This window comes from Pseudomonas putida (assembly GCF_028682175.1).
In the GTDB taxonomy this organism is placed as follows: Bacteria; Pseudomonadota; Gammaproteobacteria; order Pseudomonadales; family Pseudomonadaceae; genus Aquipseudomonas; species Aquipseudomonas putida_AD.
Window position 1 is genome coordinate 1 of record NZ_JANHKS010000019.1, and the last position, 26556, is coordinate 26556.

A 26556-nucleotide genomic window follows, 5' to 3' on the forward strand; every position below is an offset into this window, starting at 1 on the left:
GCAAGCCGTGCTGCTACGAATCAGATCATCGAACCCTTCCAGATGCTTACGGGGCTGATGCTTTCAGCCTCTTGAACCCTCTTCGCCCGGAAACTCACCATGACCCGAAAAACGACGTTGGTGACGCTCACCTATGGTGACCGTTTCAATTACCTGCACACGCTCGTCAGCCGTTCGCTGGAAAGCCCGCTGATCGACCGCGTGATTATCGTCAGCAATGCATCGACCGCGCCGCTGGAAACCCTGCGCCGCACCTGGCCCGACGAGGTCAGCGTCATCTACCTGCACCAGAACACCGGCTCCGCCCGTGGCTACTCGGTGGGGATCCAGGCTGCGCTGGACGCTGGCGCCGAACACATCTGGCTGATGGACGACGACAACGCGCCGACCATCAACGCCATCGCCACGCTGCACGAGGTGCTTGAAGAGCGCAAAGCCGTGGATGGCGATGAAAAGGCCGCAGTGCTGGGTTTCCGCCCGACTCACCAGGCCGACATCGCCGCTGGCGTGCCGAAGCGCTTCGCCATTCAGCGCCGCTCAAGCTTCTTCGGGTTTCACATCGCGCAGTTGCCTTACAAGATCTGGCGCCGCTTGCCCTGGGGCGCGCCGCAACGCTCCCAGGACAAGATGGGCATGGTGCAACTGCCGTTCGCCACCTACGGCGGCCTGCTCGCCCACCGCAACCTGTATCGCAAGATCGGCCTGCCGCTGGACGCCCTGCTGCTGTATGCAGACGACAGCGAATACACCTGGCGCATCACCGCAGGTGGCGGGCGGATCTTCCTGGTGCCCGATGCCGTGCTCGATGACCTGGAGAACTCCTGGAACATCAAGGCGCGCACCAACAACATCTACGAGAGCTTCCTGCTGGGCGGCTCGGACCTGCGCGCCTATTACGGAGCGCGCAACCAGGCCTGGTTCGACAAGAACGTCTGGGCCAATTCGTCGCTGCTCTACAGCCTCAACCGCTGGGTGTTCTTCCGGCTGCTGCGACTGATCGCCAAGCGGCGCGGCGCCGAAGAGCGCTTGAATCTGATCGAAAAAGCCATCCGTGACGGTGAGTCCGGCGTATTGGGTCTGAATCAGTCGTATCCACTATGAAAATACTGTTCATCAGCAGCCTGTATTCACCTCACATCGGCGGCGGCGCGGAGATCATTCTCCAGCGCACCGTCGAAGGCCTGCAACAACGCGGCTGCCAGGTCAGCGTGCTGGTGACAGGACCCGACGCGGGCCTGGCGACCGAAATGGTCAACGGGGTCAAGGTGTACCGCGCAGGGCTTCACAACTTCTACTGGCAGTTCGGCGCCAAGCGTCCGGGGCGGCTTCTGCGCCTGGGCTGGCACCTGCGCGACCGCTACAACGGCGCCATGCGCAGCTACGTGCGCCAGGTGATAAAAAGCGAAGAGCCGCAACTGGTGGTGTGCCACAACCTGGCCGGATGGTCGGTGTCGGTGTGGGACGAGATCACCGCCGCCGGGCTACCCATCGTTCAGGTGCTGCATGACATGTACCTGATGTGCCCCAGCAGCAACATGTTCAAGCGCGGCCACTGCTGCCAGCAGCAATGCAGCAGTTGCCAGTCGTTCCGCAAGGGCCATGACCTGCGCTCGGCGCAGGTGTCAGCGGTGGTCGGGGTCAGCCAGTTCATTCTGGAGAAACTGCAGAAGCGCGGTTACTTCAGCGCGGCCAAAGGCTACGTCGTGCACAACGCCAGCCCCTATGCCCAGGTGTACAACTCGCCGAACAAGCAGCGCCAGCTCGACCCGTCAATGAAGCATGCGCCGCTGCGTTTCGGATATATGGGCACCCTGTCCGAGCAGAAAGGCGTACGCTGGCTCATCGAACAATTTCAGCGCCTGCCCTTCGACGCCACCCTGCAGATCGCCGGGCGCGGCCAGCCGGACGACGAGGCTGCCTTCAAGGCTCTGGTCACTTCGCCGAACGTCAGTTTCGTCGGTTACCAGAAACCTGAAGCGTTTTACAGCCAGATCGACGTCGCTGTCGTGCCGTCGCTGTGGAACGAGCCTTTCGGCCTGGTCGCCGTCGAAGCCTGCGCCCATTCGGTGCCAGTGATCGCCAGCCGCATGGGCGGGTTGCCGGAAATCATCCAGGACCCGCTCAACGGTCTGCTGTGCCGGCCCGATGACCCCGATTCGCTGGGCCACGCGATGCTGCGCCTGCATCAGCAACCGGACCTGCTGGCTCGCCTGAGCAGTCAGGCGCGGGTCAGCGTTGCGGCGCTGTTGAACCTTGAGCTGATGCTCGACAGTTACGAGAGCATCTTCGACCAGACCCTGCTGGATAACATTACGCACCGTGACGCGACGGTCTTGCCTCATACAGTTTGAAGACGTGCGGACCCGGTCCTGACCGGGTGCCGCTTTCATTTGCCAACGGCCCGAGACCTACCTGAGCAAGCGCTCCGGACCGTGCCTCTTCATTGAGACAAGCCATGCCCATCACGCGCCTGACGAGGTTACGACGCCCCTTACTGGCGATGCTGCTGGGTCTGTTCATCAGCTGCACAGGCTTTGCCGATGAATCGTTCATCATCGGGGTCGATACCCACCTGATGAACAAGAACTCGACCTCGGCCAAGGCCTTGCAGTTGCTCGAAGCTGCGGGGGTGGACTCGGTGCGCGACGATGCGTACTGGTCCAGCGCCGAGCCCCGACGGGGCTTGATGAGGATCGAACCGGCCTGGCAGGCCTATCTGAGCAAGGCCCAGGAGCACCATCTGCGGCCCTTGCTGGTGCTGGGCTACGGCAACCCGTTCTACGACAACTATGCAAAACCGCGCAAACCGAATGTCCGTGATGCCTACGCCAACTACGTGAGTTTCGTCACCCGCCAGCTCACCGACAGCGTGGACTTCTACGAAATCTGGAACGAGTGGGACAAGGAAAACCCCGTCGACCCGACCTTCGCCCAGGACTACAGCATCCTGGTCGAGGAAGCGGCCAGGCGCATTCGCACCAACCAGCGGCCCATGGTGATCCTGGCCGGGGCCGTCACCAGCCAGGGGATGGACCTGGGGTTCGCCGACCGGCTGGTGGAATCCGGGATTCTGAATCATGTCGACGGCCTGTCGCTGCATCCTTATGTGCATTGCCGCTCGGATGAACGCAACACCCCGGAAAACTGGATCGCCTGGTTGCGCAGGATCAACGAGGACCTCAAGGAAAAGACCCGCAACAAGACCGAAGTGCCGCTCTACCTGACCGAGATGGGCTGGCCCAGCAACGAAGGCCGCTGCGGCGGTGACGAAAAGACCCAGGCGGCCTTTCTCGCCCGCAGCTTCTTTCTGGCCCAGACAATGCCCAACATCAAGGGCATGTGGTGGAACGGCCTGCTCAACGATGGCCCTGACGGCACCGACCCGGAGCAGAACTTCGGGCTGCTCAACCAGGACCTGAGCATCAAGCAGGCGTACCTGACGCTCAAGGCGATCAGTCCGACGCTGCATCAGTTTCGTTTCGACGCCGAGAAGAGCCGCGAAATCGACTCGCAGTACCTGCTGCGGTTCGCCCGTGGATCGGACCAGATCATGGTCGCCTGGACGGCCGGGCTGCCACGCACGATCAAGGTCGATTCCAGCAGTGTGCTGCGCGGCAACGTGCAATACATCGACACCCGGGAGCCGCAGAACGGCCAGGTCGACAGCGGCATCCCGTGGAATTGCAACGAAGGGCGCTGCTCGGCGCAAGTACCGATCGACGAATTTCCGAAAATCATCACCCTGGGCACCCGCCCGGCGTTGTTTGCCTTGCCCTGATTCGCATCCGCCATTTCCCGTAGCAGCACGGCTTGCCGGCGGGTGCGGTGGATCAGTGACCCATCCATCGCCTGACACACCGCTCCCGCCGGCAAGCCGTGCTGCTACGGGAGAACGTGTTCAGACGATTTTGCTTCACCCGCACGGACTTCACGACTTATTCATCTCTTCAACAGGTCGCCCACAATGATTGTGATCAATGCACGTTTTCTCACCCAGGAATTGCGTGGCGTCCAGCGCTTCGCGGAACAGACCTGTCTGGCACTCAAGCAGTTGCGCGACGACGTGGTGTTCGTCGCGCCTCACGGCATCAAGATGCACGACAGCGCCAAGGCGCTGGACGTGCAATGCATCGGTCGCCACGGCGGCCATCTGTGGGAGCAACTGGACCTGCCGCTCTACCTGCGCAAGCAGGGCAGCCCGCTGCTGGTTTCGTTGTGCAGCACCGCGCCGCTGATGTACGGCAATCAGATCGCGACCCACCATGACGTCACCTATGTGCGTCACCCGGAAAGCTACACGCGCCTGTTCCGCCTGCTGTACCGCACCATGACGCCGATCATGCTGTCGCGCATCAAATCGCTGCTGACCGTGAGCAACTTTTCCAAGGGAGAGATTTCGCAGTTCTACAACTACCCGGAAAAGAAGATCTTCGTGGTGCCCAACGCCGTGAGCGGCGATTTCCAGCCGGGGCCACCGCTCAAGGACAGCCCCGAGTACCTGCTGGCCGTGTCATCACCCAGCGCCCACAAGAACTTCAGCCGCATGATTCAGGCGTTCCTGATGCTGCGTGACCACGACGACTTGCAACTGCATATCGTCGGTGGCGCCAGCGACGTGTTTGCCGATGACCACCTGCAACGCCTGGCCAGCCGCGACTCGCGCATCAAGTTCCTGGGCCGCCTGAGCGACGAAGAACTGATCGCGCAGTACCAGGGTGCGACCGCTTTCGTGTTCCCTTCGCTGTACGAAGGCTTCGGCATTCCGCCCCTGGAGGCACAGGCCTGCGGTTGCCCGGTGCTGGCGGCGAACGCGGCGTCGATTCCGGAAGTGCTGCAAGCCAGCGCCCTGTATTTCGATCCGCTGGACGTGACCCACATGGCTTCGGCCATGGAGCGCATCCTCACTGACCTGCCGCTGCGCCAGTCCTTGCGCCGCCGCGGCCTGAACAACGTGGCGCGGTTTTCCTGGGAAGAATCGGCGCGGCGGGTTTCGCACCGTATCGATGTGCTGCTCAACCAGTCACGCGACCGTCGCGCCAGCCCGGCAACGGGCACCGATGCCCTGCGTCGTGAATCGTCCAGCAAGCTGTGAGGCACGCTCATGAAACGTTTGGCCTATCTCGACGCGCTGCGTGGTATCGCCGCCTTGATGGTGGTGTTCACACACCTGTATCTGCCGATCGTGGGGCACGTCTGGGTCTTCGACGCACTGATCGACCCCGGCAAGCTGGGGGTGCTGTGGTTCTTCATGATCAGCGGGGTGGTCATCCCCTACAGCCTCAAGCCCGGCCCTGACGGCGCGCAGCGGTTCCTGGTGTCGCGCTTCATGCGCCTGTATCCGGCGTACTGGCTGTCACTGCTGGTGTTCGTGCTGATGCTCAAGCTGAGCGGCGAGCCGCTGCCGTCGCTGGCCCAGGTGGTCGCCAACCTGACCATGATCCAGGCCGCCCTGGGCTTTGATGACGTGATCGGGCTGTACTGGACGCTGTTCATCGAGCTTGTGTTCTACGGCCTGTGCCTTGCGCTGTTCATCGGCGGCAAGCTCTACGACCAGACCTTTCGCGCGCGCTGCTCGCTGGTGTTTCTGCTGGTGGCGCTGGCGATGGGCATCGTGCGCGCCCTGACCGACCGCAAGTTGCCGGTGGCCCTGCCGCTGGCCTTGTCGCTGATGTTTTTCGGCTCGGTCTGGCGCCAGTGGCTTCTGGCCGAACACAGCAGGCAGTTGACCCGCAACCTGACCATGCTGCTGATCGCCTTCGCCGTACTGCTGCCGCCCACGCTGGTCATGGCCTACAGCAAGGACATGGGCACCGGTGAAACCTGGGGCCGCTACTGCTTCACCTATGCAGTGGCTATTACCAGCTTTCTGCTGCTCACGCGCAGCGTACGCCTGGACCACCCGGCGCTGGTCTGGCTGGGCGCGGTGAGTTACTCGCTGTACCTGCTGCACCCGACCATGGGCATGCTCGCCCAATGGTTGCTCGAACCTACCGGCGCACCGGCGCTGGTGGTCGCGGTATTCGCCACGGTGCTGACCCTGGGCGCCGCGCACCTGTGCTTTCACTACATCGAACACCCGTTCATTCAACTTGGAAAACGACTCAATAATCGCAAGGCAGGGACGCAGCCGCTGAGTATCTGAAGTCAGCCTGCGCAAACACAAACGCTTGAGGTCCGCGCGAGCTTCGCTCGACGTGCGGGGCCTTTCAACGCCGTTAATGCAGAGAACTCCAATGAAAATCGCAATCGTCCACGACTGGCTGGTGACGTACGCCGGTGCCGAAAGGGTTTTGGCATCGTTGATCAATATCTGGCCCGAGGCGGATCTGTTTTCCGTCATCGATTTCCTCAGCGATCAGGACCGCGCCCAACTGGGCGGCAAAGTGGCGACCACCACCTTCATCCAGCGCCTGCCCAAGGCCAGGACCCACTACCAGCGCTACCTTCCGTTGATGCCGATGGCCATCGAGCAACTGGACCTGTCCGGCTACGACCTGATCATCAGCAGCAGCCACGCGGTGGCCAAAGGCGTGCTGTGCGGCCCGGACCAGTTGCACGTGAGCTACGTGCACTCGCCGATCCGCTACGCCTGGGACCTGCAACACCAGTACCTGCGCGAAGCCAACCTGAGCACCGGCATGAAAGGCAAAGTGGCGCGCATGATCCTGCACTACATGCGCATGTGGGATCAGCGCACGGCCGCAGGCGTGGATGACTTCATCGCCAACTCGCATTTCATCGGCGCGCGCATCACCAAGGCCTACCGCCGCGAATCCACGGTGATCTACCCGCCCGTCGACACCCGTGGCTTCACCCTGCAGGAACACAAGCAGGACTATTACTTCACCGCGTCGCGCATGGTGCCCTACAAGCGCATGCCGATGATCGTCGAAGCCTTCGCCGCCATGCCGGACAAACGTCTGGTGATGGTCGGCGACGGCCCGGAAATGGAAAAGGCCCGCGCCGCTGCGGCCCACGCCCCCAACATCCAGCTGCTGGGCTACCAGCCGTTCAGCGTGTTGCAGGAGCACATGCGCAACGCCCGCGCCTTTGTCTTCGCCGCCGAGGAAGACTTCGGCATCAGCCCGGTGGAAGCCCAGGCCTGCGGCACCCCGGTGATCGCCTTTGGCAAGGGTGGCGTGCTGGAAACCGTCTGCGGCCTGGACCATGCGCAACCCACCGGGGTGCTGTATCCCGAGCAGAGCGTGGCGTCGCTGATCGAAGCGGTGCAGATCTTCGAGACCTACAGCCCGCGCATCACTGCCCAGGCCTGCCGTGCCAACGCCGAGCGCTTCAGCCAGGCGCGTTTCGAGCAGGAAATGCGTCAGTTCGTCGACCTGCGCCTGAGCGCCGCACGGGAGAAACGCCAGCCGCCGGTCGCAAGGTCGGCACCGGCTGCTCAAGTCACCCAAACCGTGGCACCCAACGAGCTTTGCGCCCGCGTTGTTCCGATCAAATCCGTCTGAGCGAGCACCTGACATGAGCACACCTCTTCGCGGCATCTTGCACGCGCATCAATCATCACTGTCGGTCGCTCATCGTTTGCTCGACCTGGCCGTCATCATGCTGTGCGGCTACGGCGTCAACCTGCTGTCCGACGCAGGCATGAGCACCGAAATCTGGATGCAGATCCTGCTGGCAGCCGTGGCCTTCCACTGGTTGGCCGAATACCACCAGTTGTACGGTTCCTGGCGTGGCGAACGGATCCTGCGCGAACTGCTCAAGGTCGCCAATTACTGGGGACTGGCCTTCGTGCTGTTGCTGTTCGTGGACTACATGCTGCTCAAGCCGGCGAACCTGGCCGATAACAGCCAGATGGCCTGGTTCGCCTCGGTGCTGGTGGCGCTGTGCGGTTATCGCCTGGCGATCCGCAGCCTGCTGCACAGCTTTCGCGCCCGGGGCTTCAACACCCGTCGGGTGGCGATTGTCGGCACCGGCCACTGTGGCGAACGCCTGGCGATGTCCATCGAGAGCGCACCCTGGATGGGCCTCAACCTGCTGGGGTTCTATGACGAAAATCCGGAGCAGATGGACCTTGCGCAGATTGGCCGGCGGATCCCGGTGATCGGCGATCTGGACCAGCTGATCAACGATGCCCGCGACGGCAAGATCGACAAGGTCTACATCACCCTGACCCTGGGTGCCCAGGCCCGCCTGCAGGAACTGATCAAGGGCCTGAGCGACACCACGGCCTCGGTCTACGTGATCCCGGACGTGTTCATGTTCGAGTTGCTGCATGCCCGCAGCGAAAGCATCAACGGCCTGCCGAGCATCAGCATTTTCGACTCGCCCATGGACGGCGCCTGGAGCGTGGTCAAGCGCATCGAGGACATCGTGCTGTCGAGCCTGATCCTGGCCATGATCGCCCTGCCCCTGATGCTGATTGCCCTGGCGATCAAGTTCACCTCCAAGGGCCCTGTGCTGTTTCGCCAGCGCCGCTATGGCCTGGACGGGCGACCGATCATGGTCTGGAAATTCCGCAGCATGAGCGTCCAGGAAAACGGCGACGTGGTGACTCAGGCCACGCGCAACGACAGCCGCATCACGCCGCTGGGCGCCTTCCTGCGGCGCACCTCGCTGGACGAGTTGCCGCAGTTCTTCAATGTGCTGCGCGGCGAGATGTCCATCGTCGGCCCGCGCCCCCACGCCGTGGCGCACAACGAGCAATACCGCAAGCAGGTGTCGGGCTACATGCTCCGGCACAAGGTCAAGCCGGGCATCACCGGCTGGGCACAGATCAACGGCTGGCGTGGCGAGACCGACACGCTGGACAAGATGCAGAAACGCGTGGAATTCGACCTGCAGTACATCGAGCACTGGTCGGTCTGGCTGGACTTGAAAATCATCCTGCTGACGCTCTTCAAAGGCTTCGTCAACAAGAACGCTTTCTAACGATGAAAAAAGAAAAGAAGGGTCTGCCAATAACAACAACTATGGCCGTTGGCTACTAAGCTCGGCAGGAGGTCCGTGAGTGTATGAGCGATTGAAATCCGATGTTCGGTGTAAGTAAGGGATGCAACGAAATCACTGCGGTGCCAGTGCGCACCATTTAGGATTAGAAGGAACATACATATGAAAGTAACGTTAGCGGTAGTGCTGCTTTCCAGTCTGATTTTGCAAGGCTGCGCATTCGCCCCCGGCCAGTACATGTCCCTCGACGATGTAACCGACAAAGACCCGGACGGCCCTGCGGTCACCCTCGTCAATATCACCCCCGCGACCCTGGCCCAACAGCAGAAATCCGCTGCGGCCCTGGCCAAGCCATTGCCACCTGAACTGTTGACCTACAAGACACCTGAGTACGTGGTCGGGCCGGGCGATGCCCTGCTGGTCACCGTATTCGAACACCCTGAACTGACCGCCCCGGGCTCCCAGGAGCAACTGGACGCCAACAGCCGGGAAGTGTTGAACGACGGCACTGTGTTCTTCCCGTATGTCGGTCGTATCCAGGCGGCGGGCAAGACCGTTTCGCAGATCCGTGAACAACTGCGCATGGGCTTGCTGCCGCAATACACCGAGGTCAAGGTCGACGTCAAAGTGCTGCGCTACAACAGCCAGCGCGTGCTGCTGTCCGGTGCCTTCAAGACGCCGGGCACCCAGCCGATCACCAACATTCCACTGAGCCTGGTGCAGGCCATCAGCCAGGCAGGTCTTGACCTCACCGACGCCAACCTCGCAGGCCTGACCCTGCGTCGCGACGGCAAGGACTACGTGATCGACGTCGACTCGCTCAACCGCAAGGACTCGCAACTGAGCAAGATCTTCCTCAAGGACGGCGACTACCTGCACCTCAACAGCAACTCGAAGAACAAGATCTACGTGCTGGGCGAAGTTCAACGCCCTCAGGTGATCTCCTTCAGCACCACCAGCGTGACGCTGCTCGAAGCGCTGGGCAGCTCCGGTGGCCTGAGCCCTGACTCGGCGGACGGTAATGCGGTGTACGTGATTCGCGCCCAGGATGCGACCCACTCGGCCACCGTGTATCACCTGAGCGCCAAGAAGCCGACCAGTTTCGCACTGGCCAAGGGCTTTGAGCTGGCGGCCCAGGACGTGGTGTTTGTCGGCCCTGCCAACATCACCCGTTGGAGCCGTTATGTAAGTCAGCTGTTGGGTTCCAACAACATCATCCAGACCGGTGCGATGTTCCGGAACTAAGAAGCGCAAACAAAAAATCCTCGCAGTGGCCGGCTGCGGGGATTTTTTTTGCCTGAAAAACGGTCCTGTAGGAGCGTCAGGTGTTGTCACAGCAACAGTCAATCAACAGTCCCCACGATTTCCAGCCACCACAACGCCCCCATGCAACCCGCCTTCTCCCGCATTTACAGGGCCTGGCTGCGCTGGCACGCATGCTGCTTTGAACCACTCACAGGGTCTATCCGCCCATTTCAATCGCGTGGTACGCGGCCTGTACGGTGCCTTTGCGCACCTCGGGTGACTGACCCCAAGGAATCAGAACATGCTGGTGGTTTCAATTTCAGGCAGCCCATCGACCCGCTCGCGTTCGGGGGTGGTGCTCAAGCACGCTGCGCAATGGCTGAGCGATCATGGCGTGGACGTCAAGGCGGTGCGCATCCAGGATTTCAACGCCGAAGACCTGCTGTATGCGCGGTTCGACAGCCCCGCCGTGATCGCCTTTATCGAGGCAGTGGCCAAGGCCGATGGTTTGCTGATCGGCACGCCGGTGTACAAGGCTTCGTTTTCCGGCGCGCTGAAAACCCTGCTCGACCTGCTCCCGGAGCGCTCGCTGCACGGCAAGGTGGTGCTGCCATTGGCAACCGGCGGCAGCATCGCGCACATGCTGGCAGTGGACTACGCCCTCAAGCCGGTGTTGTCGGCCCTCAAATGCCAGGAAGTGCTGCACGGGGTATTCGCCATCGACAGCCAGATCAGCTACGGCGAGGGCGAGCTTGGGGGTGAACTGGACGAACTACTGACCCAGCGCCTGCACGACGGACTGGATCATTTCCTCCTCGGCCTGCAACACCGCACCAATGCCCGGCACAAGGAAGCGGGCGGGCATCTGAAGCTGGCGTTGTAAGCCTTTGAGCGCACTGGATTTAGGTTCCAGTGCGCCGACCCCGTAGCAGCACGGCTTGCCGGCGGGAGCGGTGTGACTGTGACGAATAAGTCGCCTGACACACCGCACCCGCCGGCAAGCCGTGCTGCTATGGGAAGCGGATCAGTGTTCCAGCAGCGGATACAGCGACAGCACCAACAACGCTGCCATCACCCCGTTGAACACCCGCAGCCACAGCGGATCGCGCAGCACGTTGCGCAACAGGCTGCCGAACCCCGCCCACATGCTCACCGCAGGCAGGTTGACGATGCCGAACACCAGGGCAATCACCGCCACGTTGGTGAAGTAGCCATTCATGGGCGTGTAGGTGCTGATCGCGCCGACCGCCATCACCCAGGCCTTGGGGTTGACCCACTGGAACGCTGCCGCGCCCAGGTAGCTCATCGGCTTGCCCTTGCTCTCGTCACTGTCCTTGGCAGGACCTGAGGTTGCGATCTTGTACGCCAGGTACAGCAGATACGCCGCGCCCGCATAACGCAGGATGGTGTAGAGCACTGGATACGCCTGGAACACCGCGCCCAGGCCGAAGCCGACCGCCAGCACCATCAACGCGAAACCGCAACTGATGCCGAGCATGTGGGGGATGGTGCGGTTGAAACCGAAGTTCACCCCCGAGGACAACAGCATGGTGTTGTTAGGACCTGGGGTGATCGATGACACAAAGGCGAAGAGGATGAAGGCAAGCAAGAGGTCGGCAGTCAGCATGATGCAGGTCCAGGATATGTTTTGATTTTCTGCCTGCCACGCTATCGAAAGCACGGCGCAAAACATATGGACAGTGAGGCTGACTTTTACCCGTACAGTTTCATGATATTCGTGTCGCTCATGAAACTGTTATCAAACCACCTGGCTCAACCCTGACGCGCTTTCGAGGGGGCGCTGACCTCGGCGCTCACTTCGCCGCGGGTGTCGAATTCGTGGGCTTGCTGCATTTGAGGCTGGGCCATCAACTGCGCCTTGCGAGCCTGGTAATCGTCATAGGACAGGCCGCGACGGTTGAGGTCTTCGAGGGCCAACTGATGGGTTTCTTCAGCGGTGTAAGGGCGAAGTTCAGGATGATTGCCAGCGGCACAGCCAGAAACGACAGCGACTGAAAGCAACATGGCGAGGGCAAGAAGACGGTTCATGGGAGCCTCCATTCGGCTCGTTTCTGGAATGAAGCCAAGGCTACGCCTGGGCCCTTTCCAGCAGAAATCAGTCGTCTTGATAGTCGCTATCGGCGGATGAAACAGTCTTCAGATTCGTAGGAGCGCGCTTGCCCGCGACGGCGGCATGTCAGTCACCCTGGATGGACCTGACCCACCGCGGTCGCGGGCAAGCGCGCTCCTACAGGGTGACAATCCAGTCCCGTAGCAGCACGGCTTGCCGGCGGGAGCGGCGTGTCAGTCACCCTGGATGGATCTGACCCACCGCGGTCGCGGGCAAGCGCGCTCCTACAGGGTGACGAACCCGTAACTACCTCAAACCAGCCAATGCCACAACAGCGACGTACCGATCAGCCCGACCACCGAGACGATGGTCTGCAGCACCGACCACACCCAGATCGTCTGCTTGAGCTGCAGCCCGAAGTACTCGCGCACCATCCAGAAACCCGCATCGTTGACGTGGCAGAAGAACACGGAGCCGGCGCCGATCACCAGCGCCACCAGCGACGCTTCAACCGGCGCAAGCCCGGCCATCATTGGCGCCAGGATGCCTGCGGTGGTGGTGGTCGCCACGGTCGCCGAACCTGTCGCCTGACGCAGCGCCACGGCGATCAGCCAGGCCAGCAACAGGTACGGCATGTGCGCGCCTTCGGCCACTTTACTGATGGTCTGGCTGACACCGGCATCCAGCAGCGTCTGCTTCAGGCCGCCACCGGCACCGATGGTCAGCAGCAACACGGCGATCGGCGCCAGACTCTTGCGCAGCGTGCCACCGACCTGCTCACGGGAAATGCCGTTGGCCCAGCCCAGGCAAACCGTGGCCGCCAGCACCGCGATACCCAGCGCTACCAGCGGCTCGCCGAGGAATTTCAGGGTCAGCGCAACGTTGCTCTCAGGCTCCATCGCCACCTTGGCCAGGGTACTGCCCAGCATCAGGATCACTGGCAGCAGGATGATCAGCAGCGAAATGCCGAACCCCGGCTGACGCGCAGCACTGGATTTGGCCGAAAACAGCTCACCCAATTCGGCCGGCGCTTCGATGTGCAGGCGTTTGGACAGCCAGTTGCCGTACAAGGGACCGGCAAGGATCACCGCTGGCACCGCAACACACAGGCCCAGCAACATGGTCAGCCCAAGATCGGCGTGCAACGCGCTGACCGCAATCAGCGGCCCCGGATGCGGAGGCATCAGGGCGTGCAAGGTGGTCATGCCCGCCAGCGCCGGAATGGCGATCTTCAACAGCGGCAGGTTCGACTGGCGCGCCATGACGAAAATGATCGGCACCATCATCACCAGGCCCACCTCGAAGAACAGCGGCAGCCCGATGACCATCGCCACCAGGGCCATGACCCACGGCAGCGTCCGGCCCTTGCCCAGCCCCAGCAGCGTCGATGCGATGCGGTCCGCCGCGCCGGATTCGGCCATCAGGGCACCCAGCATCGCACCCAGCGCGATGATGATGCCGGCCTCGCCGAGGATTCCGCCCGCGCCCTTGCTGAACGCTTTTGCAACCGCCTCCGCTGGCAGCCCCGCACCAATCCCTGCAATGAAAGTACCCACCAGAATCGACAGAAACGGCGGAAGTTTGGTGGCGCTGATCAGCACGATAATCGTGGCAATGGCGATCAGGCAGCAGATGATGAGCCGGGTGTCATGGAACACCCAGGCAGCAGACGACAAATCCAAGCGGAACCCCTTATCGTTCGATTCTTATTGAAGGATGATCTGAAACAATTTGTTTCAGATGGCCAAACGATACCGGATGCGGCAAGACGTCGCAGTGATTTTTTAACAGAAACTGGCCGAAAAGCCCTGCCATTCATCCATTCATCTAAATGAATAGCGTCCGATACTGTAGGAGCGCGCTTGCCCGCGACAGCGGTGTGCCAGCACCAGGGATGTGTCTGGCCCACCGCTGTCGCGGGCAAGCGCGCTCCTACAGGTCAAGCGATTCTAGAACACTCGATCAGCACGTCGCGCAACGCCTGAGCCGCCGCCGACAATTTGTGATCGGCCAGGGTCATCAGGCCGATCCTGCGCTCGATGCGCGGCCCTTCCAGGGCAATACAGCGGGCGCCCAGCTCTTCCATCTGCTGAATGCACAATGAGGGCACCGCGCTCACCCCCAGACCGTTGGCGACCATGCGCCCCACAGTCGACAACTGATGGCTTTCGAACGCCACGGATAATTTGCCGTGCTGGGTCTGCAGGTCCTGCTCCAGCAGCAGACGCACTGCCGACGGCCGTTGCAGGGTGATGAAGTCGTGATGCAGCAGCTCGTCCCAGGTCACTTCGCCCTGCTCGGCTAGGGGCGAATCCACGGGCACTACGGCCACGAAGCGATCCATGTAGAACGGCGTAAAGCTCAGGTTGTTGCTGGACTCCGGTTCAAAGCCGATGCCCAGTTCCACCCGCCGGTGATCCACCAGTTCCAGCACCTGCTCGTTGATGACGTCGTGCACTGCCACGTTGACCCTCGGGTAGCGCTCGCGGAACACCTTGAGCGCCACCGGCAGCCGGTTGCCGGCGAACGAGGGCATAGCGGCAATCGATACCTTGCCCGTCTGCAGGGTGAAGCGCTGGCGCAGCAGTTCTTCGGCGTTGTCCCAGTCCGCCAGCAGTTGCCGGGCCAGCGGCAACAGCGTCTCGCCTTCCGGCGTCAGGCTGACGCTGCGGGTGGTGCGGGTCAGCAACTGCCCGCCCAGGTCCTCCTCCAGCGCTTTGATGGTCAGGCTCAGGGCCGGCTGCGAAAGGTGCAGCCGCTCTCCAGCCTGAGCAAAGCTCAGACATTGGGCCACCGCGAGAAACGCCCGAAGCTGTTTAACGTTCATTTATTTATAGAACTTATGAATTCATGAAAAAAACAAAATTAACAAATTACTGAGGGAGAGAGAAGATGCGGCGAACGCTTTCCGACACGCCCTTGTCGGACACAACTACAAAGAAGGCGGAGATCGCACCATGGCCGGACTCGACAAACGAGTAGCAACGTACGAAGAGGCCCTCGCCGGGCTGACCGACAACATGACTGTACTGGCGGGCGGTTTCGGCCTGTGCGGTATCCCCGAAAACCTCATCGCCCACATCAAGCGCATGGGCGTGAAGGGTCTGACGGTGGTCTCCAACAACTGCGGCGTCGACGGTTTCGGCCTGGGCATCCTGCTGGAAGACCGGCAGATCCGCAAAATGATCGCCTCCTACGTCGGCGAGAACAAACTGTTCGAGGAGCAGTTGCTCAACGGCCAGCTGGAAGTCGAACTCACCCCCCAAGGCACCCTGGCCGAGAAAATGCGCGCAGGCGGTGCCGGCATCCCCGCGTTCTACACCGCCACCGGCTACGGCACCCCTGTCGCCGAAGGCAAGGAAACCCGCCAGTTCAACGGCCGCAACGTGATCCTGGAAGAAGCCATCACCGGCGACTTCGCCATCGTCAAGGGCTGGAAAGCCGACCATTTCGGCAACGTGGTCTACCGCCACACCGCGCAGAACTTCAACCCGGTTGCCGCCACCGCAGGCAAGATCACCGTGGTCGAGGTCGAGGAAATCGTCGAGCCGGGCGTGTTGCTGCCGACTGAAATCCACACCCCCGGCATCTATGTCGATCGGGTGATCCTGGGCACCTTCGAGAAACGCATCGAGCAGCGCACCGTCAGAAAAGCCTGACGCACCCCATCCGACATGGGCCACCGAACAGAATAAAAGAGACCCAAGACATGGCACTCTCCCGCGAACAAATGGCACAGCGCGTTGCGCGCGAATTGCAAGACGGCTTCTACGTGAACCTGGGCATCGGCATTCCGACCCTGGTCGCCAACTACGTCCCGGACGGCATCGACGTGATGCTGCAATCGGAAAACGGCCTGCTGGGCATGGGCGCGTTTCCCACCGAGGAAACCATCGATGCCGACATGATCAACGCCGGTAAACAGACCGTGACCGCCCGCGTCGGCGCCTCGATCTTCTCCTCGGCCGAATCCTTCGCCATGATCCGTGGCGGTCATGTGGACCTGACCGTGCTGGGCGCCTTCGAGGTCGATGTCGAGGGCAACATCGCCTCGTGGATGATCCCCGGCAAGCTGGTCAAAGGCATGGGCGGCGCGATGGACCTGGTGGCCGGTGCCGACAACATCATCGTCACCATGACCCACGCTTCGAAGGACGGCGAGTCCAAGCTGCTGTCGCGCTGCAGCCTGCCGCTGACCGGCGCCGGCTGCATCAAGAAGGTGCTGACTGATCTGGCCTACCTGGAAATCGAGAACGGCGCCTTCATCCTGCGCGAAACCGCGCCGGGCGTGAGCATCGAAGAGATCGTCGCCAAGACCGCCGGCAAGCTGATCGTGCCAGACGATGTGGTCGAGATGACGTTCTGACACAGGCTTGCGCCTATCCTGTAGCAGCACGGCTTGCCGGCGGGAGCGGTCTTTCTGTCACGAAATGATCGCCTGACACACCGCTCCCGCCGGCAAGCCGTGCTGCTACGGTCTGAGCCACACCGCTATGCCAACCTGCCCCTTCAGCAATGAAGGGGCATTGGCGTATCTGGCGCGGCACCTTTTTCTGCATCACCGCCAACACATAAAAACAACTTAAACAGCACCTAAAATAACTCCAAGAGGTACAACACGTGGCCGCCGATATCGAAGAAAGCCGCTCCGCCCGATTTGCCCTGCGCTGCGCCAAATGGGCCGAGCGCTGGTTCCCTGACTCCTGGGTGTTCGCCGCCCTGGCCGTGGTCATCGTCACCCTGGCGACCCTGGTCATCGGCGCCAAACCCGCCGACACCGCCAAGGCCTTCGGCGATGGATTCTGGAGCCTGATCCCGTTCACCATGCAGATGGCCTTCGTGGTCATCGGCGGCTATGTCGTCGCCAGCTCCCCACCCGCCGTGAAGCTGATCGACCGCCTGGCACGCATTCCGAAAAACGGACGCTCGGCCGTGGCCTGGGTCGCGCTGATTTCCATGGTCGCGTCGCTGCTCAACTGGGGCCTTTCGCTGGTGTTCGGCGGCTTGCTGGTGCGCGCACTGGCCCGTCGCACGGACCTGAAGATGGACTATCGCGCCGCCGGTGCCGCTGCCTATCTGGGTCTGGGCGCTGTCTGGGCGCTGGGCCTGTCGTCGTCGGCTGCGCAACTGCAGGCCAACCCGGCCAGCCTGCCGCCGTCGATCCTGGCGATCACCGGCATGATCCCGTTCACCCAGACCATCTTCCTCTGGCAATCGGGCGTCATGCTGCTGGCGCTGGTGGTGGTCTCGATCATCGTCGCCTACGCCACTGCGCCCGGCCCGAACAGCGCCCGCGAAGCCAAGGATTGCGGCGTCGATCCTGCGTTCAGCATGCCGCCGCTGCCACCGCGCACTCGCCCTGGCGAGTGGCTGGAATACAGCCCTCTGCTGATCATTCTGATGGTCGTGCTGGCCTCCGGCTGGCTGTACAACGAGTTCACCACCAAGCCTGCGATCACCGCCATTTCGGGCCTGAACACCTATAACTTCCTGTTCATCATGGTTGGCGCATTGCTGCACTGGCGCCCACGCAGCTTCCTGGATGCCGTGGCCCGCGCCGTGCCCACCACCACGGGCGTGTTGATCCAGTTCCCGCTGTACGGCTCGATTGCCGCGCTGCTGACCACCGTCAAGGGCGGCGATGCGCAGACCGTCGCGCACCACATCTCGACCTTCTTCACCAGCATCGCCTCCCATGACACCTATGCACTGCTGATGGGCGTGTACTCGGCGATCCTCGGCTTCTTCATTCCGTCCGGTGGCGGCAAGTGGATCATCGAAGCGCCGTATGTGATGCAAGTGGCCAATGACCTGAAGTATCACCTGGGTTGGGCGGTGCAGATCTACAACGCCGCCGAGGCACTGCCGAACCTGATCAACCCGTTCTACATGCTGCCGCTGCTGGGCGTGCTGGGCTTGAAGGCGCGGGACCTGATCGGCTTCTCCTTCGTGCAATTGCTGGTGCACACCCCGCTGGTGCTGTTCCTGCTGTGGGCACTGGGCACCACCCTGGCGTACCTGCCACCAGTGATGCCGTAACCGCCCCTCGACTTGTGGGAGCGGGCTTGCCCGCGAAGGTGGTGGCCCAGCCACCGCCAGTGCGTCAGGTCCGACGCATTCGCGGGCGAGCCCGCTCCCACGGCCTTCGGCCAGAAGCAGCCGAAACCTAGTATGGAAGCCGGTTACATTCGCAGCGCCGTACAGGCGCTGACGAACGCCTTGACCAAAGGCGGTGTGGTGCCCTCAAGCGCGGCGCGCTCAGGCTGGAACAGCGTGGCGACGAAGAACGGATGCCCTTCCAGCTCCATCGCGCGAATCTCGCCTTCCGGATCGTAGCCGCTGACTTTCAGCGGACCGGCAAACACCTCTTTCTCAAGCGCCTTGCGCAGGCCGTAGCGGCAACGATAGCGCTCCTGGGTCTGCTCGCTGCCATAGGCTCTGGCGATGCGCGAGCCGGGCACCAGGCGAATCGGCGCGAACGCCTCCACCAGCGAGCAACTGAGCTCGGTGATGATCGCCCGCTGCGACTCTGGCGCGGTCTCGGCGTGCTCGGCATCGGTCCAGCCCAGATAATTGCGCGCGTACTCCAGCAGTGCGTGCTGGAATCCGCCACAGGTGCCGAGAAACGGGACCTGACGCTCGCGGGCGAAACGAATGGCGGTCAGCGCACCGTTCATGTCCCGATAGGGACTGGCGGGCACACACCAGATGCCGTCGAACGACTTGAGGACTTCGCCGCTGCCGACGTCCGGTGTCGGCAACCAGTCGAACTCGAGGACAACCCCTGTCTCTGCCGCCACTCGGTCCAGCGCCACCGGAATGGCCAGGTGGGCGGCCACCTGCGGGTCGTAGTCACCTACCAAAGCGATGCGAATTGCCTGTTTCTCTGACATGTCTGCTCCCTGAAATCAAAACGCTTTGCTGAACGTGCGACGGCGACTATAAGCTTGTGGCCATGCAATCTAAATGGGCGTTCAAGCAAGTGATTCATGCATCCACGCAATATCAGATCAGCCATGCCGACCTGTCTCTGATCCTCGCGTTGGTGCGGGGTAGAACGCTGGCCCGTGCCGCCGAACAGCTCAAGGTCGATGTCTCCACGGTGTTTCGTGCGGTACGGCGCCTGGAGAAATCTTTGGGCACCGCGTTGTTCGAGAAAAGCCGCGCCGGGTATCGCCCCACCAGCGCTGCGCTGCTGCTGTCGCAACAGGCCGAAACTGCCGAGCAGGCGCTGGCATTGGCGCAGATCGCCCTGGAGCAGGACCGCGAAACGGTCAGCGGCAGCGTTCGCCTGACCTGCACCGAAGCGGTGTTGCAGAGCCTGTTGCTGCCAGCCTTGACGCGCTTCATGCCGGACTATCCGGCCCTGCGCCTAGAACTGAATACGTCCGATACCTTCGCCAATCTCAGCCGTCGCGACGCCGACATTGCCTTGCGCCTGACCGACGCACCGCCCCAGCATCTTGTAGGCACGCGCCTGGGCACGGTGTCGTACCGGGTCTATGCCAGCGCCCAGTACCTGCAACGTTGCGAGCACAGCGACCTTGCCAGGATGGTCTGGGTCGCCCCGGATGATTTCCTGCCCGATCACCCGACGGTTGTCTGGCGCCGTCAGCAATGGCCGCAGGTCAACCCCGGCTACCGCTGCAGCTCGATGCAGACCGTGGCGCAGATGGTGCGGGCGGGAATGGGCGTGGCGGCGTTGCCGGACTTCATGCTGCGGGCGGGCGAACTGCAACCGCTGGGTGAGCCTCTGCAAGGCTGCGACACGCAACTGTGGCTGCTCACCCGCCCCGATTGCCGGGCGCTGCGCTCGGTGTCGGCGTTGTTCAGCGAACTCACCAGAACCATTGAGCTAGCCCCGTAGCAGCACGGCTTGCCGGCGGGGGCGGTCTTATGATCGCCGACGCCGGCAAGCCGGACTGCTACGAAAGCGGGGGGCAGCGTTAGAGCGGGGTTGTGCTCAAGACCGGCGTTCGCGCCGAAACTGCCCCGGCGGCATGCCGTGGGCCTTGCGAAAACGCCGTGAGAAATAGGCCTCGTCGGTGAAACCACAGACCTGGGCGATATGACTCAGGGGTTTGTCGCTGTTCATCAATTGCGTGCGCGCCAGGCGCATGCGCCGCTCCAGCACCAGTTCGGAAAAGGTGTTGCCGGTCTCTTTGCGCAGCAGGTGGGTCAGGTAGTTAGGAGACAGAAATGCCGCTGCCGCTGCATCGGTCAGGGTCATGGCCGGGTCGGCGATGTGTTCGCGAATGTAGACCATGACTCGCCCCATCGCGTCGCGCCGCCCTCTTCGCTCGGCCTTGTCCTGGGAAAGCGCCAGCAACTGCGGCTCGAACAGGTTGCAGACCTTGCCGATCAACTGCAGCAGATAGCCCCGCAGAATCGCCGCGCACCCCAACTGACGGGTGCGGTCCGCTTCGCGCATCAGGTCCAGCAGCGCGGTCACCTCGGCGAAATCGCTGTCCCCCAGAATGAAGTCCAGATGCTCCTGGAACCGGAACGGCGCAAGCTCCGGGCAGTCGGTCAGGGAGACGTCCTCAAGGTCCATCGGATCGCACTGCACATGTTGCAGCAGGAACTCCTGGGCGAAATTGATCAGCACGAAATTGCCGTCTTCAGGATGGGGAATCACGTGCAGCCGGTGCGGCAGGATGAAGGCCAGGGTGTTGCGGGGAAACGGCCGGATCGCACCGCCGATGTGCTGCACGGTGTCGCCACCGAGGTTGATCTGGATCTGGAAATATTCGTGACGATGGGGCGAGGTCAGCGCCGGACGGGCCGATTTGTCACGGATGTAGAAATCCATGCGGTCGCTGCGCTGCTGCATGCCATAGGTCTGGATGCGGGGGGTGTTCGCCATCGCTTGAGGCCTGAAAAAAACACAAGCTTCAAGCTTTAAGCCGCGAGCTGCAAGTTAAAAGCCGCCTGGCGCTGGCTTGAGACTTGCGGCTTGCGGCTTGCGGCTAGGCTTGCGGCTTTAGTCGATGGTCAGGCTCAGCTCGGCGATGCCTTCAATGCCGGCGGTGACCACATCACCGCGCTGCAACGCGCCTACGCCCGCTGGCGTGCCGGTGTAGATCAGGTCGCCGGCTTTCACGCCCACCGATTGCGACAGGTAGGCAATCACATCCTTGACCGCCCAGATCTGATCGGCCAGGTCACCGCGCTGGCGCGCCTCGCCGTTGACGTCGAGCCAGATCGAGCCTGTTTCAGGGTGGCCGACCTTGCTCACCGCCAGCAACGCGGTGGCCGGTGCCGACGCGTCGAACGCCTTGGCCCATTCCCATGGACGGCCCATTTTCTTGGCCTGGGCCTGCAAGTCGCGACGGGTCAGATCCAGGCCCACGCCGTAGCCCCAGACATGGCTCAGTGCGTCTTCAGGCTGGATATCCACGCCGTCCTTGCCGATCGCCACCACCAGTTCGATCTCGTGGTGCAGGTCGGCGGTCAGCGGCGGATAGGGAATGCTGCCTTGCGCGGGGACCACGGCGTCGGCGGGTTTGGCAAAGAAGAACGGCGGTTCGCGATCCGGATCATGGCCCATTTCACGGGCGTGCTCGGAGTAGTTGCGGCCCACGCAGAATACCCGGCGGATCGGGAAGCGGCTGGAAGTGCCCGCCACCGCCAGCGATGGCGTGGCGACCGGTGCGATGACGAATTCGCTCATGGTCATGTCCTCGAATGAAAGGTGTTCGACATGGACACAGTGTGCAGACTCGCCAACGCGCCGGGTTGGACAGATCCCTCAGGGTCTTGGACGAAACAAAGGTCTGTCAATCTACGCTGGCCTGCGTAGCAGCACGGCTTGCCGGCGGGAGCGGTGTGTCAGTGAATATATCCGCTCCTGACACACCGCGACCGCCGGCAAGCCGTGCTGCTACGGGATGTGGATGCGTGCTGCTTAGCCACGGCCCACGAACGGCATGCTGCTGGCCATGACCGTCATGTTCAGCACGTTCGCCGACAACGGCAGCGACGCCATGTAGCTCACCGCATCGGCCACATGCTGCACATTCATGGTCGGCTCGACCATCAGGCTGCCATCGGCCTGGGGCACGCCCTTGGTCATGCGGTCGGTCATGTCGGTCAGCGCGTTGCCGATGTCGATCTGGCCGCAGGCGATGTTGTACTGGCGCCCGTCCAGCGAAGTGCTTTTGGTAAGGCCCAGCACCGCGTGTTTGCTGGAGGTGTAGGGGGAACTGAACAGGCGTGGTGTGTGGGAAGAGATCGATCCGTTGTTGATGATCCGTCCGCCTTGCGGCACCTGCCGGCGCATCAGGCCGAATGCCCCGCGCACGCACAGGAACATGCCGGTGACGTTGGTATCGATCACGTTCTGCCACTGCTCCACCGACAGTTCATCCATCGGCACCGCAGGGGCGCCAATCCCGGCGTTGTTGAACGACACATCCAGGCGGCCATAGTTACTCTCGATCTTGTCGAACAGCGCCTGTACGCTGGCGGCATCACGCACGTCGGTGGACACCGCCAGCGCCTGGCGGCCCGCGGCCTTCGCCTGCTCGGCCAGCTCCACCAGCGGCTCCAGACGACGACCCGCCAGCACCACGGCATAGCCGTCATCCAGCAATTTCAGCGCCACCGCACGGCCAATGCCGCTCCCGGCACCGGTGACCAGCGCGACTTTCAATGCAGACATGAGAACCTCCTGTTGTTATTGGAATGTTGAAAAACAATCTTCACCCGTAGCAGTCCGGCTTGCCGGCGTCGGCGATCTCGAATGCGCCTCGCCGGCAAGCGGAGCGCCGCCCGGCCGTGCTGCTACGGGACGATGGCCGCCCGGCCTTCAGGCATACACCGGCGTCAGCACCGGTTTGCCCGCATAGAACGCCAGCAGGTTGTCAGCCACCCGTTGCACCGTGGCGCGAGACGCCTCCGGCGACAGCCCGCCGACGTGGGGGGTGAGCACGACATTGCTCAGCGCCTTCAAGACATCGGGCACCTGGGGTTCGTCGTCGAACACATCCAGCGCCGCCCCGGCCAGGCGACCGTGCTGCAAGGCATCGACCAGCGCCCCAGTGTCCACCACGCTGGCACGGGCGATGTTCACCAGGAACCCCTCCTCGCCCAATGCGTCGATGGCTGCCTTGTCGATCAGGTGCGCAGTGCCACTGCCCCCCGGCGTGGCCACGATCAGGAAATCCGATTCGGCGGCCAGCGCCTGCGGCGTCGCGCAATAGTTGAAATCCACGTCCGTGCGCGGCGAACGGTTGTGATAGGCGATCTGCATGTCGAAGCCCGTCGCCCGTTTGGCAATCGCCAGACCGACCGCACCCAGGCCGAGAATCCCGACGGTCTTGCCGGTGAAGGAAGGTCGCGTCACCTTGCGCCACTCACCGCGACGCACCGATGCATCGGCCAGGGGAATGTCGCGCACCAGTGACAACAGCAAGGCCATCGCATGGTCGGCCACGGTCGGCGCATTGACCCCGGCGCCGTTAGTCACGGTAATCCCCCGGGCCTGGGCGGCGGGCAAGTCCACCTGCTCGTACCCCGCGCCCAGCACGCAGATGATCCCGAGCCCAGGCAACGCCGCCATCTCCGCCGCCGTCAACCCCAGCGGACCACGGGTCAACACCGCGTCGATCTCTCCGCCCCGGGTCGCCACCGCTTCAGCCCGGGTCGCCGGCGTCGGCGCCAGGATCAGGCGAAAACCTGCGTCCTCCAGAATCGGCAAATACTCGTTCACACTTTCAACCAGCACCAGAACCGTCTTCACCATCATCACGTCCCGAAATTTGCAGAGGGACAGACAGTAGCGCGAGTTAGAGCGGCTGTGCAGGGGTTCCCGGGAAAATGGATGAGTAATGCATCCTCTCTTCGACAACAGCAGGTCAAATCTTGTAGCAGCTGCAACATGGCCCGTTCGCCGAAATTACGTTCAACTCGCTATGCGGTGTAGGCGATTTCCGAAACTTCATGCAAGTGCACTTTGGTAGTCGCCAGTACGCAACACAGAGCGTAGACTCCAAAACCTAACGGATGGGTTATTGAATGAAGGTATGCAGTCATAAAGGTTATTTGGTCGCAGTCTTCACCAGGGATGAGCACTGCCCTCCTCACGTTCATGTGGGAACCAGCGCATGGGATGCCAGGTTTCTGTTCAGCTTTTGGCATAACGGCATCCGCCTATGGGACGTAACGCCGGCCAAGAACGGGCCTTGCACGCGGATACTGGAGGAGCTGCGTCAGGTGATCAAACGCCGCGCCAACTTGCGCAGGGCCCGGGAATGCTGGTGGGCAAGCCAGCAAACCTTGTGTCTGGACAATCAGGCCTGGGATCTGGAAATCGGCGAGGTGGTGGCTCCCCGCTACGGACGATTGAGTGCATCACCCATTCTTTGCGCTCTATTCGACGCCAGAAGCTACAAAACACAATTGCACTTGGCGGGCTACTGCACGCCGTTGGAGATAGAGTTATGAAACCCGTGAAAGCTCGCGAACACGATGACGACATCGTCGACCATGTCGCTCTCGAGCAGGCGACTGAACTGGGCCGCACACGCGGCGTCTTGTGCGCTGTCACCCTGCAATTCATGAGTTCGTTGAATGCCTACGCCATTGGCTTTGCAGATCAGACCGCGCTACTGCTTCCGGTCGGTAACTATCCGGAGCTTCGCAATCTGTCCGCTCAAGAACTTGCACAGATGGAGCTCGGCTTTGGAGGAAGCGCGCTATGCCTTGAATCCCGTGACCTGCACATATCCGTCGCCGGGATGATCTCGGCCAGCGAATCATTGATGGCGATGGCGGCGAGTGTCGTTGCCTCGCGCAACGGTCGACGCAGCACTGAGGCAAAAACCAAAGCGTCGAGGGCCAACGGTTTGAAAGGCGGCCGTCCACGCAAGGTGATCGTGGCGCCATAACCTGCATCACCCCTGAAATCGATTCCCGCCATTCTTCTTCGCGCTGTACATCGCCTCATCGGCGTGGCGGAACAGTTGCGCGAGGTCGGTTGCGTTCTCGGGGTAGTTGGCGATGCCGATGCTGGGCAGGATCTGCCAGTCGTGGCCCTTGAGGACCATTGGCACGTTGAGGGTCTTGCAGATCTTGTCGGCGACCTTGCCGGAATCTTCGAGGCTGTTGACGCGATCGAGCAGGATGACGAACTCGTCTCCGCCGATGCGGGCGACGGTGTCTGTCTCGCGCACGCATTGTTTGAGGCGGTGCGCGACTTCCTGCAACAGCAGGTCGCCTGCGGCGTGGCCGAGGGTGTCGTTGACCAGCTTGAATTTGTCCAGATCCAGATACAGCAGCGCCATGCGGCCCTTGCTGTTCTTTGCCCGTTCAAGGGACTGCTGCAAGCGCTCGTGAAGGAGCATGCGATTGGGCAACTGCGTCAGTTGATCGTACTGCGCCATGCTTTTGAGACGTTCGTAGAGTTGCTTGCGCTCGATGGCCGCAGCGACCTGGGTGGAGACGAACTGCAGCGACTCCTTGTCACGCTCGTCATACGGTGGGCAATCGGTGTGACTCTTGACCAGCAGCGCGCCGATGATGCCGTGCTGGGTTTCCAGCGGCGCACCCAGCCAGGAAAACCCGTCTCCCATGCGCTGCCTGAGGTAATCGGGCACGCCATCGTCGCTCTGCCGGGGCCCGGAACCTGAAGCCAGCAACAGGGTTTTCCCGCTGCTGGCCACTTCCGTTGCCAATGCGTCAGCCATAGGCCGTTGCAACGAAGGGTCCTGTTCGTCGACGTGGTAAGGAAAGTTCAGCAGGCCGCTGTATTTATCCTTCAAGGCGACGAAGAAATTGCGCGCCGGCAGCAGATCGCCGATGACGCCATGAATGTCCTTGAACAGTGCCGACAGGTCGCAGGCGACGTGGGCCGCCTCCGAGATGCGAAACAGCGCGGTGCGCATCGATTCGGCGCGCTTGCGCTCGGTGATGTCCCGGGCCACGGCGATGCGCAGCTTGTGATCCTGCGACCAGCGCGCCGACCACATGATATGGACGATGCGCCCGTCCTTGCGCACGTAGCGGTTCTCGAAACCGAGGTTGGGTTGCCCGGCCATGATCTCGCCTGCCGCCGCAAGGGTGCGCTCCTGGTCATCGGGATGCACCAGCTCGATCATCCTGCGCCCGATCAGCTCCTGTGGCAGATAACCGAAGATCCGCTCCGCCGCCGCGCTGACAAAGACGTACCGCCCTTCTGCGTCGACCACGCAGATGGCGTCCAGCAACATGTCGACAAATCCCGTAAGCGCCGCGTAAGTGTTTGTTTCCATGCGAAAAGCACTACCTGCATTAGCCAACGTTCACGCTTTCGAGAGAGGTAGGTCATAAAAAATGACCTAACCTGCGGT

The 26556-nt window shown here is 62.1% G+C and carries 25 protein-coding genes; 15 read left to right on the forward strand and 10 right to left on the reverse strand.

Annotated elements, in window-relative coordinates; all coding sequences use genetic code 11:
• Positions 1–99 precede the first annotated feature (99 nt).
• From NPS29_RS14925 to ssuE, 9 genes are all read left to right on the forward strand, one after another.
• Complete coding sequence (locus NPS29_RS14925; protein WP_274133504.1) at positions 100–1101, forward strand: glycosyltransferase; 1002 nt, start codon at positions 100–102, stop codon at positions 1099–1101.
• Positions 1098–2351, forward strand: a complete 1254-nt coding sequence (locus NPS29_RS14930; protein WP_274133505.1) for a glycosyltransferase family 4 protein — start codon at positions 1098–1100, stop codon at positions 2349–2351. The genes NPS29_RS14925 and NPS29_RS14930 overlap by 4 nt, the downstream gene beginning before the upstream one ends.
• Before the next feature lie 104 nt (positions 2352–2455).
• Positions 2456–3778 carry a hypothetical protein gene (locus tag NPS29_RS14935; protein ID WP_274133506.1) on the forward strand — a complete coding sequence of 441 codons (1323 nt, stop codon included), beginning with the start codon at positions 2456–2458 and terminating at the stop codon, positions 3776–3778.
• A gap of 186 nt (positions 3779–3964) precedes the next feature.
• Positions 3965–5092 carry a glycosyltransferase family 4 protein gene (locus NPS29_RS14940; protein ID WP_274133507.1) on the forward strand — a complete coding sequence of 376 codons (1128 nt, stop codon included), beginning with the start codon at positions 3965–3967 and terminating at the stop codon, positions 5090–5092.
• A 9-nt stretch (positions 5093–5101) separates the two neighbouring features.
• Positions 5102–6142, forward strand: coding sequence for an acyltransferase family protein (locus NPS29_RS14945; RefSeq protein ID WP_274133508.1), 1041 nt, complete (start codon positions 5102–5104; stop codon positions 6140–6142).
• 91 nt (positions 6143–6233) lie between these two features.
• The gene (locus NPS29_RS14950) at positions 6234–7466 is read left to right on the forward strand and encodes a glycosyltransferase family 4 protein (RefSeq protein ID WP_274133509.1); all 1233 of its coding nucleotides are present in this window, start codon (positions 6234–6236) and stop codon (positions 7464–7466) included.
• Positions 7467–7479: 13 nt separating this feature from the next.
• Positions 7480–8892: an undecaprenyl-phosphate glucose phosphotransferase gene (locus tag NPS29_RS14955; RefSeq protein WP_274133510.1), complete on the forward strand. Its 1413-nt coding sequence runs from the start codon at positions 7480–7482 to the stop codon at positions 8890–8892.
• Between the two features lie 180 nt (positions 8893–9072).
• The gene (locus tag NPS29_RS14960; protein WP_274133511.1) at positions 9073–10155 is read left to right on the forward strand and encodes a polysaccharide biosynthesis/export family protein; all 1083 of its coding nucleotides are present in this window, start codon (positions 9073–9075) and stop codon (positions 10153–10155) included.
• A 301-nt stretch (positions 10156–10456) separates the two neighbouring features.
• Positions 10457–11038, forward strand: coding sequence for an NADPH-dependent FMN reductase (ssuE, locus tag NPS29_RS14965; protein ID WP_274133512.1), 582 nt, complete (start codon positions 10457–10459; stop codon positions 11036–11038).
• A 141-nt stretch (positions 11039–11179) separates the two neighbouring features.
• On the opposite strand, the gene NPS29_RS14970 is transcribed toward ssuE, so the two are convergent.
• From NPS29_RS14970 to NPS29_RS14985, 4 genes are all read right to left on the reverse strand, one after another.
• Positions 11180–11785 (reverse strand): LysE family translocator, encoded by a 606-nt coding sequence (locus NPS29_RS14970; protein WP_274133586.1) that lies wholly within the window; start codon positions 11783–11785, stop codon positions 11180–11182.
• Between the two features lie 143 nt (positions 11786–11928).
• On the reverse strand, positions 11929–12204 hold the full coding sequence (locus tag NPS29_RS14975; protein ID WP_274133513.1) for a hypothetical protein: 276 nt from the start codon (positions 12202–12204) through the stop codon (positions 11929–11931).
• A 333-nt stretch (positions 12205–12537) separates the two neighbouring features.
• Positions 12538–13908 carry a gluconate:H+ symporter gene (locus NPS29_RS14980; RefSeq protein ID WP_274133514.1) on the reverse strand — a complete coding sequence of 457 codons (1371 nt, stop codon included), beginning with the start codon at positions 13906–13908 and terminating at the stop codon, positions 12538–12540.
• Between the two features lie 257 nt (positions 13909–14165).
• On the reverse strand, positions 14166–15053 hold the full coding sequence (locus tag NPS29_RS14985) for a LysR family transcriptional regulator (protein ID WP_274133515.1): 888 nt from the start codon (positions 15051–15053) through the stop codon (positions 14166–14168).
• Between the two features lie 130 nt (positions 15054–15183).
• Between NPS29_RS14985 and NPS29_RS14990 the strand changes: the two genes are divergently transcribed.
• The 3 genes from NPS29_RS14990 (at position 15184) to NPS29_RS15000 (ending at position 18265) form a co-directional block, all read left to right on the forward strand.
• Positions 15184–15885: a CoA transferase subunit A gene (locus NPS29_RS14990; protein WP_274133516.1), complete on the forward strand. Its 702-nt coding sequence runs from the start codon at positions 15184–15186 to the stop codon at positions 15883–15885.
• Between the two features lie 50 nt (positions 15886–15935).
• Positions 15936–16592, forward strand: coding sequence for a CoA transferase subunit B (locus NPS29_RS14995; protein WP_274133517.1), 657 nt, complete (start codon positions 15936–15938; stop codon positions 16590–16592).
• Positions 16593–16846: 254 nt separating this feature from the next.
• Complete coding sequence (locus NPS29_RS15000; RefSeq protein WP_274133518.1) at positions 16847–18265, forward strand: short-chain fatty acid transporter; 1419 nt, start codon at positions 16847–16849, stop codon at positions 18263–18265.
• A 143-nt stretch (positions 18266–18408) separates the two neighbouring features.
• On the opposite strand, the gene NPS29_RS15005 is transcribed toward NPS29_RS15000, so the two are convergent.
• Positions 18409–19119 (reverse strand): CTP synthase C-terminal region-related (seleno)protein, encoded by a 711-nt coding sequence (locus tag NPS29_RS15005; RefSeq protein ID WP_274133519.1) that lies wholly within the window; start codon positions 19117–19119, stop codon positions 18409–18411.
• 62 nt (positions 19120–19181) lie between these two features.
• On the opposite strand from NPS29_RS15005, the gene NPS29_RS15010 reads away from it, so the two are divergent.
• The gene (locus NPS29_RS15010) at positions 19182–20093 is read left to right on the forward strand and encodes a LysR family transcriptional regulator (RefSeq protein WP_274133520.1); all 912 of its coding nucleotides are present in this window, start codon (positions 19182–19184) and stop codon (positions 20091–20093) included.
• Between the two features lie 96 nt (positions 20094–20189).
• Here the strand turns inward: NPS29_RS15010 and NPS29_RS15015 are convergent, their stop codons facing one another.
• The 4 genes from NPS29_RS15015 to NPS29_RS15030 all read right to left on the reverse strand — a co-directional run bounded on the left by NPS29_RS15015 (position 20190) and on the right by NPS29_RS15030 (position 23969).
• Positions 20190–21092 carry a helix-turn-helix transcriptional regulator gene (locus tag NPS29_RS15015; RefSeq protein WP_274133521.1) on the reverse strand — a complete coding sequence of 301 codons (903 nt, stop codon included), beginning with the start codon at positions 21090–21092 and terminating at the stop codon, positions 20190–20192.
• 117 nt (positions 21093–21209) lie between these two features.
• Positions 21210–21899: a fumarylacetoacetate hydrolase family protein gene (locus NPS29_RS15020; RefSeq protein WP_274133522.1), complete on the reverse strand. Its 690-nt coding sequence runs from the start codon at positions 21897–21899 to the stop codon at positions 21210–21212.
• Between the two features lie 234 nt (positions 21900–22133).
• Positions 22134–22889 carry an SDR family oxidoreductase gene (locus NPS29_RS15025; protein WP_274133523.1) on the reverse strand — a complete coding sequence of 252 codons (756 nt, stop codon included), beginning with the start codon at positions 22887–22889 and terminating at the stop codon, positions 22134–22136.
• 147 nt (positions 22890–23036) lie between these two features.
• Positions 23037–23969 carry a 2-hydroxyacid dehydrogenase gene (locus NPS29_RS15030; protein ID WP_274133587.1) on the reverse strand — a complete coding sequence of 311 codons (933 nt, stop codon included), beginning with the start codon at positions 23967–23969 and terminating at the stop codon, positions 23037–23039.
• Between the two features lie 275 nt (positions 23970–24244).
• Between NPS29_RS15030 and NPS29_RS15035 the strand changes: the two genes are divergently transcribed.
• A complete protein-coding gene (locus NPS29_RS15035) occupies positions 24245–24673 on the forward strand; it encodes a DUF4160 domain-containing protein (RefSeq protein WP_274133524.1) in 429 nt (142 codons plus the stop codon).
• Positions 24670–25116 (forward strand): DUF2442 domain-containing protein, encoded by a 447-nt coding sequence (locus NPS29_RS15040; protein ID WP_274133525.1) that lies wholly within the window; start codon positions 24670–24672, stop codon positions 25114–25116. Before NPS29_RS15035 ends, NPS29_RS15040 begins: the two co-directional genes overlap by 4 nt.
• Positions 25117–25122: 6 nt before the next feature.
• Here NPS29_RS15040 and NPS29_RS15045 read toward each other — a convergent pair whose 3' ends face one another.
• Positions 25123–26478: a sensor domain-containing protein gene (locus NPS29_RS15045; protein WP_274133526.1), complete on the reverse strand. Its 1356-nt coding sequence runs from the start codon at positions 26476–26478 to the stop codon at positions 25123–25125.
• Positions 26479–26556: the final 78 nt, after the last annotated feature.